This is a genomic window from Paenibacillus lutrae (assembly GCF_009757775.1).
In the GTDB taxonomy this organism is placed as follows: domain Bacteria; phylum Bacillota; class Bacilli; order Paenibacillales; family NBRC-103111; genus Paenibacillus_F; species Paenibacillus_F lutrae.
Window position 1 is genome coordinate 646,510 of the sequence record NZ_RHLK01000002.1, and the last position, 12,425, is coordinate 658,934.

Below are 12,425 nucleotides of genomic sequence, written 5' to 3' on the forward strand. Positions count from 1 at the left end.
GGGGCAGGCAATACACCGCTTTGCCGTCCCATAAGGAATCATGCCGGCAGACTACCGGGCACAGTTCTTTTCGCCGTATAGTAAGCGTTTACAATACCTTCGGGTTAACAGAATCCGCCGACAGAAAATAAGCCGGCCTGTAATCGCGCTGGCCGACTTCTTCTTATTAATAGAGCATTTCCGAGTAGGAAGCTCCTTTATTCGGATGATGCAGCGGTAAAGCAGCGTGATCGAATGGATCATGATCCTCTATGATTTCAATCATGCGGACATGTTCTAAAGGAAGCAAGACGTTATTGACTTTAATTAAACCGAATTGTTCATAATGATTGGTGATGGTACCTGTAATCGTATCTTTGCCGCAGCTGACTTTAACTTTTTTCTTTTGATAGATAAGAATATCGAACATGAACTCACCTCTCTAATAAGTTATGACATGTCTGCAAGGATATTCGTCACACTTTTAATAAAAAAAAGTTAAAAAAAATTTAACATAAGGACAATTTAAGGACTTGTCTGTAATAGGGGTGTTAGGTAAAATGTGAAGTGTGTAAACGTTTGCTGAAAACGCCGTGCACCTTCCGGCACATTCGCTTACTAAGGAGTAGAATCGGAAAAGGGGATGCAAGATGGAACTGAATGTGGCGGGCAGCCGGGATGAGATACCGATTGGAGTTATCGGACCGGAAGAGCTTCTGGATAAATTATTGGAAGCGATTAAAGCGTTTCCCTCTTTTCGTCCGCTGCCGTTAGTCTGGCGCGGAGAAGGACAGGATGCCGCTCAAACTCTTCAAATTATGGAGCAGGCAGAAGTGTTGCTTTTTACGGATCCGATTACGTTCAAATGGGCTAAGAAAAAAATAATGTTCCGTATCCCGGTACATTATGTCCCTCTTACGGGAACGGGGCTGTATCGTGCCCTTTACCTGGCGCGCAGCGGAGGGGCTCCCGTATGCTTGACGGTTGACGGCCTTAACGAGCCGGCGGCAGCCAAGGCGCTCCGCGAGCTGGGGGAAAGCAGCATGGAAGTTGTATGCTACAGCGGTCCCAGTGACGATCCGGTCACGGAACTTGTCAGATTCCATAGAGAAGCGGCTCAGAAGCCGGGCACGATTGCTTTGACGGGGATGAAAGCCGTGTACGATGAGTTGACATTGGCCGGGCTCCGGACAGAATGGCTTTCACCAACGGAGCACGATATGACTTTATCGCTGCAGCGCGCGCTGTTGTCCACAGAGACAAGACGCAGCAAGGAAGGCCAGATTGTGATCGGCTTTATTAATATAGACGGGTTTCAGCGCCTTACCGAGCGATCCGGATCGGAGCATGAAGTGCAGCGGATGAAGCTTGATCTTCACCGGATGGTTCTTGATTACGTCGAGCATCTGGACGGGTATATGAATACGCTTGGCGGGGATGAATTCTTGTTCATGACGACCCGGGGAATATTCGAGCGCGAGACGGGCGGCTACAAATCTATCCCGCTTGCCAGAGATATCTCCGCTATGCACGACTTGACGATGAGCATCGGTATCGGATTCGGGCGCTCGGCGAACGAAGCGGGTACGCATGCACGTCTGGCGCTTAGACGCGCCAAAGAAGCCGGGGGCAACATCACGTTCATTGTCCGCGAAGACCGCAGTGTCATCGGTCCTTTGGAGATGACGGAGCCGAATCGCTTTGACTTGTCCCTGATCGATGCGGATCTGATCGGGGAAGCAAGCCGGGCGGGCATGACGCCTGCATACTTGAGCAGGCTTGTTGCTTATGTGACGCGCTTCGGCAAGCTTGATTATACGGCTCAGGAGCTTTCCTCTGTCCTGGATGTGACCGTCCGCAGCACGCACCGGTTCCTGCTTGCCTGGCAGGACGCGGGTCTCGTCGACGTGATCGGGGAAGAGCGGGGCGTGTCCAAGGGCAGACCGAAGCAGATTTTCCGGCTGTCTTTTCTGGAAGAAAGACTGCGAACTTAGCAGACTTCGCAATTTGACGCATAAGCGGCCATAAAAAGGCAAACAATGTATACGAATCGTTTTAACACTATCCAATTCAGCACTTACACTAATAAAGAAAAAAAGCCCCGTAAGGAGCTTTTTTCTTTATATCGGGGTCCGAAGGGGAGCGGCTGCATAAAAGCCGCCTAATCGCGGTGCATGCGGTTTTCCACCTTCTTGCCTAGAAGCCACAGGATGAGAATGACGACTAACATAACGAGGAACTTCCAGGGCTGCCGGACAAACGACATGATATCGTAACCGACGAAAGCCATCATAAAGACCATAACGGCTTTACCGGATATGATGGCGGGGAGGAAAACCCATTTGTCCATTCGGGAAAGCGCCGCCACAATAACGACCAGGGATGAGGGCGTGAACGGGAAACAGCTCAGCAGGAAGATCGTACCGAACCCGTGGTTGTGAATCCATTTCATCCCGTTGCTTACTTTGGGCCGCTGTACGAATCGCAGCATGAAAGGGACACTGGAGAGCTTACGGAATAGAAGGAACAAGGAAGTCGCCCCGAGGCTTGTCCCCAGCCAGGAGTAAAGAAAGCCCAATCCTAAGCCGTAGGCGGCCGCATTTCCGACTACAATGGCGAACAGCGGCAGGATTGGGAGGAACGCTTCTATGAAAGTCATGAAGATTCCAGGCAGCGGTCCAAGTGATTCGTATTGGGACAACAGCTGCATAATTTTTTCTTCGGTAAGCATATTTTTTAGCGATTCCCAGTTCACGATAGTTTCAAGGGCTCCTTTTTCGGGTAGTGATGTTCAATTGGATTTTTTATTCTAGATGGAAAAGGATTTCTTCTATAGTATAACGAATGAAAATCACAATGGTTTCTTGCACCCGGATAATCCATTGTTGAATGTACATGCGTTACTCCTTTTACATCAAATTATACTTTCGTCAGCATGGAAGGAGAATGGGATTTATGTTGAACCGCAATCATAACGGAGGTGGCCCTTTGAAAGCTGACCTGACTCGTATGCAAGATTATCTCGAATGGCTCAAAACAAAAATTTATCTGGACTCTTTGTCCGATAAAGCGAAGACGCGATCTTTACGCCGCGGTGAAGTATACAAATGTAACTTGGGCAAAGGTATTGGCAGTGAAGAGGAGAAGGAACGCCCTTGTATCGTTCTGCAGAATGATGTAGGCAATAAACATTCCGGAAATACGATTATTGCGCCGATCACCCATACAGCGGGTATTCCCAGTGTATCCGTAGAACTTAAGGGAGAATACACTTATCTGGAAGCAGGCAAAGAAAAAAAGCTTTCAGGTTACGTGCTGCTGGCCAATGTGATGACAATCAGCAAATCTCGCATCTCTGGAAGCTGTCTGGCTAATATCCGCAGCGAAATGGATGAAATCGAAGAAAAACTGATGGTTTCACTGGGAATGTATAAGAAATACAAAGACCTGCTCGACAAAAAAGAACGGGATAAAGCGTTTATTAAACGCCTGCTGCAGGAAAATTACGCTCTCAAAGAAAAGCTGGATTTGTATGAGCGTCCGGACAGCGCTTCGGAAATACATGGTTGACAACTCTTATTTGGTATGGTTTAATTGGTTTAACGACTTACAAATATGTTTGGTCGGTCGATCGAATCGTACTGATAGGTCCATTACAAGTTCAAATATAAGGAGTCCGTTGATTCCTTCGCTTCTTTCGAAAAAAGATCTCCCGCCAGAGGTCTTTTTTTCATGTCTACATACTAATAAACGGTACAGCTATTTTTGAAACCGGGAGGCACAAAAAGTGGGTACGTTTCCAAAGTTCTTGCTGGAACCCTTGGGAGATCAGGCTCTGCTCGTAAGATTCGGTGAGTCCTTCTCGGAGGAACTGAGCCAGCAGGTGCTTGCAGCTGAAGCTGTGCTGGTACGGAATCCGTTCCCCGGACTGGTGGAGACAGTCCCTACATATCACACGCTCACGATCTGGTACAGTGTGCCCGATGTACTGGCTGCGCAGTCTGCGGAGCGGGCGAGAAACGCTGGAAATGACTTGTTCCATACAGAAATGCCGGTCTTCGATTGGGTCAGCAGGCAAGTGGAGAAGCTTCTGACGCCTGCTCCGCTGGAGAGGAATTACCCGGATGCTAGTGCTGGACCCGCCGGAGGAAGAGTCAAGATCATCCCGGTGTGTTACGGAGGCGAGTACGGGCCCGACCTCGAAGAAGTTGCCCAGATCCACGGACTTACAGCGGAAGAAGTAATCCGGCTGCACAGCGGTGCCTGCTACCGGGTCTATATGATCGGTTTCATCCCGGGATTTCCTTACATGGGCGGCCTTCCTTCCGCTTTGGCCACGCCAAGGCGCAGTAATCCGCGCGTGCAGATTCCCGCCGGCTCAGTCGGTATCGGGGGTACGCAGACCGGTGTGTATCCGCTCGCATCCCCGGGAGGGTGGCATCTTATCGGGCGCACTCCTTATGAATTATTTACGCCCGACCACGATACCCCGACTCTGCTACAAGCTGGAGACCGTGTCCGCTTCGAGCCGGTTACGGCAGCGGACTATGAGCGGATACGGCGCATCCTATAAAGGAGAAGAGGTGGAACAACGATGGCACTTCTGGTGAATCAGGCAGGTCTGTATACGACGGTGCAGGATCAGGGGCGAACCGGTCTGCGCCGGTACGGCATGGTACAAAGCGGAGCTATGGACCGGAGGTCTGCCCGGATAGCCAATATGCTGGTAGGGAATCCTCCCGATGCGGCTGTATTGGAATGGACCCTCCGCGGCCCGAAGCTGACCGTCGGCAGGGATATGCTGATGGCTTTCTGCGGGGCCCAGTCCGTTATCAAAGCGGACGGTCACCCCGTAAACGGGTGGCAGGCCGTATATATTCCGGCCGGTACGGTGCTCGATCTCGGCAATGCGTCCGAAGGATGCCGAGGCTACCTTGCTGCAGCAGGCGGCATAGACGTGCCCGAGGTGATGGGCAGCCGCAGCACCTACGTGCGGGCAGCCCTTGGCGGCCTCGAGGGCCGGCCGCTTGCTGCGGGCGACAGACTGCCGATTGGCGAGCCTGGCCCGACAGCTGACCGGATGCTGGGGCTCCTCGCAGCGGATGGAAGGAGCGAGCGTGCTGCTGCTGCGCTGCCAGCAGGCCCTGCCGTCAAGGCTGCGCCGTGGAGCGTATCCCACTCCTTGAGGCCCGCCTCAGCCAAGGCAGCGGTGCTCCGCATGGTCCGCGGACACGAAGCGGACCGGTTCGTGCCCGGGCCTCACGGCCTTGCCGGACTGCTGGGCGGCGTATACCGCGTGCTTCCGCAGTCCGACCGGATGGGGTGCAGGCTGCTGGGCGCTCAGCTGAAGCTCGTAGAGCGGACCCAGATGGTGTCGGAGAGTGTCGTGCCCGGCACCATTCAAGTGCCGCCGGACGGACAGCCTATCGTGCTTGGAGCAGACAGCCAGACGACAGGCGGGTATCCCCGGATCGGGCATGTGATCTCGGCCGATCTGCCCATACTTGCGCAGCTGCCGCCGGGAGCATCGGTAAGGTTCAGCGAAGTTACGCTGGAAGAAGCGCACGCTGCCATTACACGCGAGGAAACGGATCTGCGCCGGCTTGAGGCTGCTCTACATATGCGGATGGTGAGAATCGGAAGGGGCAGCGTGTCATGACTTCTATTAGAAGAATCGACCTCAATTGTGATATGGGCGAGAGCTTCGGCGCTTACCGGTTCGGCTTAGACGAGGAGCTGCTGGACTGCATCAGCTCAGCCAATGTTGCCTGCGGATTTCACGCAGGAGACCCTGGCGTGATGCGCCGGACTGTCCACCTTTGTCTAAGCAAAGGTGTTGCGATTGGCGCACACCCGGGCCTGCCCGACCTTGCAGGCTTCGGGCGGCGTGAGCTTGCGGTCAGCGCGGACGAGACGTATGAGCTGACGCTGTATCAGCTCGGCGCGCTGCATGCGTTCGTACGCGCCGAAGGGGGGAGCATGCGGCATGTGAAGCCGCACGGCGCGCTTTACCATATGGCGTCGGTGCGTCCGGAGCTTGCCGATGCCATTGCCCTGGCCGCCTTGCGGGTGAGCGGCGAGCTCGTGCTGCTGGGCCCGCCGGGGAGCGAGCTGCTCCGTGCCGGCAGGGCGCACGGCCTGCGAGTAGCGGCGGAAGCTTTCGCCGACCGCACATACAGGCCGGACGGCAGTCTGACGCCGCGAACGCAGCCAGGCGCGCTGCTGGCCGATCCGGCCCAGGCTTGCGAGCAGGTGCTCCGCCTCGTTCAAGACGGGACGGTACCCGTCGAGGGGGGCGGGGCGCTGCCGCTTGAGGCTGACACCGTCTGCATTCACGGCGATGGGCCGCATGCCGCCGCGATCGCCCGTGCGGTACGAGATAGGCTCGTACGCAGCGGTGTAAGCGTGCGGCCTGTCGGCAGTTGAAGATTTGCCGCCGCAGTGATCCATCCTTGCTAGTCTGGCAAAGTTAATTAATAGGCGAAAAATAATACGGGCGTACTAGGTGCTTACACCCTGATTGCTTATGTGTCTGCTGATCTTTTTCTTGACCACTGGAAAGAACGACTATAATGAATCTCCCCCTTGTGAATGCGTGTTCATATATGCGTTAATAGAGTTGTAGCCGGCCGGCTTCACTCTCTAAGGAAAGGAGTGATTCGGAACAATGAACACAACTATGGAGGTGGCTTCCGCCTAGCGGGAGCCCGTCAGACCGGAGGCCGCAATGCCTCCGGTTTTTATTTTTCCTAAAGAAGAGACCCAATTTGGGCGTGACAAGATGAGGCCGACTCCCATATAATTGAAAATAGCAACTTAAAAAAACATTTGGTGAAAGGAGATGCTTTTCCATGCAAAAAGAATTAAGAATTGTGAACGTCACCGTAGAGGTGCTCATTTCTTAACTGCATATCGTTCATGGAAGTACCAATCACCTGTTTGTATATACATACATACAAGCTGCGCGATAGAGCTTATCGTGCTTATTCTTTCCTCTGAATGATAGCAGGTGCGGAGATGAAGACCCTCTACGGTAGACGATGCGGTACGGAACACACACGACCAAATCGAGGAGGTATTCAATCCGATGAGTTATAAGAACGGCAAAGACATTCTTCCGGCTCACTTGCTACAAGAACTGCAGAAGTATATCCAGGGAGAAATCATATATGTACCTAAGAAAGAAAAGAAGCGTGCAGGCTGGGGCGAGAACAACGGCACACGGCTGATTATCGAACGCCGCAACCGGGAAATCTTCCGGCTGTACCAGAACGGTTCTTCTGTTATGGAACTGATCCGGACGTTTCATCTTTCTGAGGACAGCATACGCAAAATCATCGGCAAAACCCGCGAACGGCTCAAACAAGCCGCAGCGACCCCATAAAACGGCGGCCCAACAGGTCGCCGTTTTTCTGTATAATCTGATGAGTTTAGTGTTCTCTGTAATTGTAATGTGATAACATAGGTTAATTATACGAAATGTGCCTTTTGAAGCAGGATTCTATGAAGTTAAAAGAGAAAATGAAGCTACAGAAATAGTAAACGGAACGGCTGTGCGCGAAGTTACGTAGTGTCAGGGAGCCTAATCCCGGATGCCCGGATGCATGAAGGCCGTTAGGGTGAGGATCCGGAGAATCCGGTACGCTGCTCGCCTTTCGTATGACAAGACAGGAGGAAGAGGCTTGAATCCCTATCGTATTCTACTGGCGGATGATGAAGCCGCGCTCCGGTTTTTGCTGACTGAAACACTTGTGGATGAGGGTTATGAGATCACGGAAGTCATGGATGGGCAGGAAGCTGTTAATAAGCTTCAACAGGAAACGTATGACCTGATTATATTGGATTATATGATGCCGGAGAAAACGGGCGTAGAAGTGTGCGAATGGCTGCGCTCGGAAGCGGTGGCGAACCGGGACGTCCCCGTGATCCTGCTCACGGCCAAGGCGCTGGAGAAGGACCGGGAGAAAGCAAATGCTGCCGGTGTCACTACATATATCGTAAAGCCGTTTAGCCCCCTGCAGCTGGTGGACACCGTGGAGGAATTAATCCGTGTACACAACAAGACTGTAGATAACTCGCAATAACGAACGGATGTGAATCTGAGCTATGAATCAATCGGGCTCCCGGTGGCAGGGCGACAAGGCCCTGGGAAAGGATGAGCGGCTTCTAAAGCAGGGCAGGAAGCTGTTCATCAAAGAGCTAGGCAACCAAATCAAGCAAATGGACGAACTGCTGGTCCTCATTGCCTCTTCGTCCCCTGTACAGGATCTTCAGGATATGTACAGGATTGTTCATATGCTCAAAGGCAGCGCCCCCATGTTCCAGTTTGCCAGAGTCGGCAAAATTGCCGAAGAATTGGTGCGGATATGGGAATGGACGCAGGCTTTACAGCCTTCTGTAGCTTTGAGCGAAGATTTTGCCCCGCTTGTGAATGAAAGTGTGAATCAGACAAGCCTTTATTTAAGACATTTACGGATGGAGCATGATGTGTCCGTCATCGAACTTGACGTGGATGATCAGAAAGAGCAGGGCATCGTTCTTAACCTGGGTACCAGACGAAGACTGCTTATCATTGACGACGACGATGTGCTGCGTTCTTACCTTGTACGTCGTTTGGAGCTTGATGGTTATACGGTTGACGAAGCGAACAATGTTACGTCTGCCCAGCTTCTTCTGCGTGAGCATGTGTATGATCTGGTGACTTTGGATTTGATGATGTATCCCCAATCCGGATACGAACTGTTTGACTTTCTCAAGGACGATCCTACCCTGAAATGGGTTCCTCTCATCGTACTCTCCGGACGGGATGATTTGAGTGACAAAGTCCGCTGCTTTCATCTGGGCGCAGATGATTATGTGACGAAGCCCTTCCAATATGAGGAGCTGGCTGCGCGCATTTACGGGATCGTCAAACGGACCAAGAATTTCGAAGAAATGGCGTTTCGCGACCCGCTGACGGCCGTCTTCAACCGGAGATATTTCGATCATCAGATTCAACTGGAACTGGAAAGGGTGCAGCGGTATCCTTCGTCTATATCGCTTGCCTTCATTGATATCGACGGTTTCAAGAAAATTAATGATGTCTACGGTCACCATATTGGCGATCTTGTTCTACAAGGGCTGTCTCATCTGCTTCAGACCCGGATGCGTTCTACAGATCTTGTTTTCCGTTTCGGCGGTGAAGAATTCGTCGTCGTTATGCCCGGAACGGATGCGGACGGAGCGGCAGCGTCTGTACAATCTCTGCTGGAAATAGCCCGCAGTCAGCCGATTGTGTCGGATGAAGGCAAGAACTACTGGATCACCTTCTCTGCAGGAATATCCGCCTGGAACACCGGACTTACCATCGATGAATGGATTCTTCGCGCGGACAAAACGATGTACCGGGCCAAGCAGGAAGGGAAAGACCGGGTACTGGTCTCGGAGGAATCGTGCCAGAGTCAGTCTCTTTCGGATGCGGATAAACGGGGGCGGCATAAGCTGCTGGTCGTCGATGATGATAAAATTTTGCGGGCGATCGTCATGTCAGGTCTCAATCATCTTAATCTTCTCATCGAAGAAGCCCAGGATGGGGAAGAAGCGTATCACAGGCTGATGAAAGGGGATATCGATTTGTGCATCCTCGACGGAATTATGCCTAGAATGAGCGGGCTTGAGCTGCTGGAGCGGATTAAAGCCGAGCCTCCTCATACCCGTCCCATGAGTAAGGTTATGATGCTGTCCGGACGCCGCAAGGATGAGAATATGGAGAGACTCCAGGAGCTTGGAGTCAGTGAGTACATGACCAAACCTTTCTCCATGGTAGAGCTGGAGATGAACGTAAAGAGGCTGCTTGGCATGGAGCAGCTGAGCGCAAAGGTTACCCAGTAACTACGTCCAAAGCATTTCGATCCCGGGAATCGAAATGCTTTTTTATTATGAATTTTGTCGGCTGTGCAGTTAGCTTCCGAGTGGACGGACCAAAGGGACCGCTTGTTTCCCGTTTTGATTTTCGGGGTAAATTCCTTTGCAGATGCAGGTTACATATGTCGATGACAGAGGAAGTCTTTGTGAGACGGGTCTCTTTCGAATAATTGCATGGCTAATAACGAATAATTGCACCGCTAATAACGACCGTTTATTCCGCGCTGTCTTATCCTATAGGAAGTAGCCGAGACAGCACGTTCGATTGAACGGTTATTTTCTGATACACTCAAAAGGGGTGGAGTCGATGTCCAAACGGTATTTTACAATCCAAGAGGCTAATGCCCTGCTGCCTACGGTTGAAGATCAGCTTGATCGCTTGCAGGATATCAAGACGGATTTTGAATTCAAGTACATCGAATTGCGGGAGAAAAGGCAGCAGATCCGCCAACAGCTGCAAAGCAGCAAACGGGACCCTCTGTTTGAACTGGAATGTGAGCTGGAATTTTTGCAGATTGAAGCACGCGGAATTATTCATCATTTTTACCATCAAGGCATTGAACTCAAGAATATCGAACACGGTTTAGTCGACTTTCCATCGATAATCGGCGGAGAGGAAGTGCTTCTGTGCTGGCGCAGCGGTGAAGAACGGGTAAGTTTCTATCACAGCAGGCAGGATGGTTTCCAAGGCCGCAGACCGCTCCCCGAGGAGTAAGAGTGTCTTGTGCATATGCACAGATGCATGGGGAGCAGGCCGTTACCAGATCTCCCCGGCAGCCTCTGCGATGACCTCTAATCCTTAAGTTTGTCGTATGCTGACCGGGCGCTGTACAGAAAGATTAACAGTTGAGGGAGAGTAGAGTACTGGTGGCCATTGTCTTAAAGCGTTACGGCCGTGTATTGGCCGGCATATTCATGATTCTGAGCTTGCTGGGCGGACTGTTTCCGCGAGAAGCGTCCGCTCATGCGGCTCTGATTAGCACCGAACCGGCACCGAACAGCAGGATGGAGCAAGGGCCGGAGCAAATCCGTCTCACCTTTAATGAAGCGCTGGAGGAGAGTGTCTTTTACATCCATGTGCTGGATCAGAGCGGTAATAAGATAACAAGTGAAGAGGCAAGCATGACTCAAGACCGGACGGCGATTGTGCTGAAGCTGCCGAAGCTCGGCGAGGGTTTGTATGTGGTTTCGTATCACGTCATCTCGGGGGATGGGCATCCGGTCGGCGGCAGTTATCCGATTACAGTGGGGGATCCGCCTGCTTCGGGAGAAGCGGCTGCGGCAGAGGCGCCGCATGAACACGGAATCGGGAGCTCGGGCGTTGACGGGCTGCTTCAGTTCATTGCCCGCGGCTTCTGGTATGCGGCGATGCTCTCGCTGACAGGCTGGCTGTTCTGGAGGCGCAGTGCTTCTATCCAGAGGCTTCCTGAGGCTGTATCGTCCAGATGGACGAGAATGCTGCAGCTGTTCTATCTGATTACGCTGCTTTTTGTAGTCGCTACACATTTGGAGTCTCTCCTTGGCGGGGGCGGTCTTTCGCAGCTCGGCAATCTCCTGACCCGTACCGGCATCGGAATTTCGTGGCTGGTCTCATTGGCGCTTTCGCTGCTGGGCTTTATGCTTCTAACCCGCAGGGCTTGGCTGGATTATACCTGGGCCGCCGCGCTGCTGCTAACCAAGAGCCTATCGGGACACGCGGTAACATTCTCACCGGAATGGGCAAGTGTTCTCTCGGATGCGGTCCATTTGGCAGCTGCTGCCTTGTGGGTCGGCGGACTGTTTGCCGCAGCGGTTATTTACACAAAGAAACGGGATGAGTTTACCGGTTTCTTGGCGGCCTTTTCTAGGGCGGCTCTGGCGTCTATCGTTGTTCTGACCGTCAGCGGGATTATCCTTGTGCTGCTCTTCCTGCCGGATCTGACGTATATTTTCGATACGCAGTGGGGTATCCTTCTCCTTATTAAATTAGGATTGGTTCTTGTTGTTGCAGGGACAGGAGCACTTCTTCGGTATTATATGAAAAAGAACAACGAGCAGGCCGTTCGCAGCTGGTATAAGGTGGATTTCAGCGCGATGCTGCTTATCTTACTGGCTGTGGGCTTTCTGACCTACTTGTCGCCTGCGCCGCCTAACCAGCCGCTTAACTGGCATGAAATGGGCAAGACGGCGCATATGACCGCTGTCGTTACCCCTAATGCGCCAGGAACCAATTCGTTCGCGGTAACGGTGTGGCTGCCTGAGAATACGGGCGCTCCCAAACACGTTCAAATGAACGTTCAGTATCAGCCCGCGGCAGGGAATGAGGAGGCTCTGGCTCCTATTCAGATACCTTTGGAGCTGCAAAGCGGCTCTAAGAACGAAATGAAGATAGCGGGCTTCACTGCTTACAGTTATGCCGTGCAGGGTCCATTCCTTCCGCTCCCGGGCCAATGTGTGCTTGAAGTAAGGATTATGGACAGCAATGACGACGAGACTGTATTTAAAAAAGAAATGAAGCTGTATTGAACACGGAACGCGGCTTCACGCAGTTATTTGTCGTTCTG

The 12,425-nt window shown here is 52.3% G+C and carries 12 protein-coding genes; 10 read left to right on the forward strand and 2 right to left on the reverse strand.

All coding sequences use genetic code 11. The features are described 5' to 3' along the window. Positions 1-166: 166 nt before the first annotated feature. Positions 167-409, reverse strand: a complete 243-nt coding sequence (locus EDM21_RS05170; protein ID WP_157333483.1) for a hypothetical protein — start codon at positions 407-409, stop codon at positions 167-169. A 220-nt stretch (positions 410-629) separates the two neighbouring features. On the opposite strand from EDM21_RS05170, the gene EDM21_RS05175 reads away from it, so the two are divergent. Then, positions 630-1,973: a helix-turn-helix domain-containing protein gene (locus EDM21_RS05175; protein WP_157333485.1), complete on the forward strand. Its 1,344-nt coding sequence runs from the start codon at positions 630-632 to the stop codon at positions 1,971-1,973. 167 nt (positions 1,974-2,140) lie between these two features. Here the strand turns inward: EDM21_RS05175 and EDM21_RS05180 are convergent, their stop codons facing one another. After that, positions 2,141-2,734 carry a VTT domain-containing protein gene (locus EDM21_RS05180; protein WP_166541833.1) on the reverse strand — a complete coding sequence of 198 codons (594 nt, stop codon included), beginning with the start codon at positions 2,732-2,734 and terminating at the stop codon, positions 2,141-2,143. Positions 2,735-2,934: 200 nt separating this feature from the next. Here EDM21_RS05180 and EDM21_RS05185 point away from each other — a divergent pair, with 200 nt between their 5' ends. The 9 genes from EDM21_RS05185 (at position 2,935) to EDM21_RS05225 (ending at position 12,387) form a co-directional block, all read left to right on the forward strand. Next, positions 2,935-3,549, forward strand: a complete 615-nt coding sequence (locus EDM21_RS05185; RefSeq protein ID WP_235918035.1) for a type II toxin-antitoxin system PemK/MazF family toxin — start codon at positions 2,935-2,937, stop codon at positions 3,547-3,549. A gap of 217 nt (positions 3,550-3,766) precedes the next feature. Continuing rightward, a complete protein-coding gene (pxpB, locus tag EDM21_RS05190; RefSeq protein WP_166541834.1) occupies positions 3,767-4,552 on the forward strand; it encodes a 5-oxoprolinase subunit PxpB in 786 nt (261 codons plus the stop codon). 21 nt (positions 4,553-4,573) lie between these two features. Then, positions 4,574-5,638, forward strand: coding sequence for a 5-oxoprolinase subunit C family protein (locus tag EDM21_RS05195; protein ID WP_157333487.1), 1,065 nt, complete (start codon positions 4,574-4,576; stop codon positions 5,636-5,638). Positions 5,639-5,643: 5 nt separating this feature from the next. Beyond that, positions 5,644-6,405 (forward strand): 5-oxoprolinase subunit PxpA, encoded by a 762-nt coding sequence (locus EDM21_RS05200; RefSeq protein WP_166541851.1) that lies wholly within the window; start codon positions 5,644-5,646, stop codon positions 6,403-6,405. 661 nt (positions 6,406-7,066) lie between these two features. Next, positions 7,067-7,363 carry a CD3324 family protein gene (locus tag EDM21_RS05205; RefSeq protein WP_068776399.1) on the forward strand — a complete coding sequence of 99 codons (297 nt, stop codon included), beginning with the start codon at positions 7,067-7,069 and terminating at the stop codon, positions 7,361-7,363. Positions 7,364-7,661: 298 nt separating this feature from the next. Further along, positions 7,662-8,063: a response regulator gene (locus tag EDM21_RS05210; protein WP_157333491.1), complete on the forward strand. Its 402-nt coding sequence runs from the start codon at positions 7,662-7,664 to the stop codon at positions 8,061-8,063. A 22-nt stretch (positions 8,064-8,085) separates the two neighbouring features. Continuing rightward, positions 8,086-9,849 (forward strand): diguanylate cyclase, encoded by a 1,764-nt coding sequence (locus tag EDM21_RS05215; protein ID WP_157333493.1) that lies wholly within the window; start codon positions 8,086-8,088, stop codon positions 9,847-9,849. 340 nt (positions 9,850-10,189) lie between these two features. Beyond that, positions 10,190-10,597, forward strand: coding sequence for a DUF2203 domain-containing protein (locus tag EDM21_RS05220; RefSeq protein WP_157333495.1), 408 nt, complete (start codon positions 10,190-10,192; stop codon positions 10,595-10,597). Positions 10,598-10,749: 152 nt separating this feature from the next. After that, positions 10,750-12,387, forward strand: a complete 1,638-nt coding sequence (locus EDM21_RS05225) for a copper resistance CopC/CopD family protein (RefSeq protein ID WP_338043929.1) — start codon at positions 10,750-10,752, stop codon at positions 12,385-12,387. Positions 12,388-12,425: the final 38 nt, after the last annotated feature.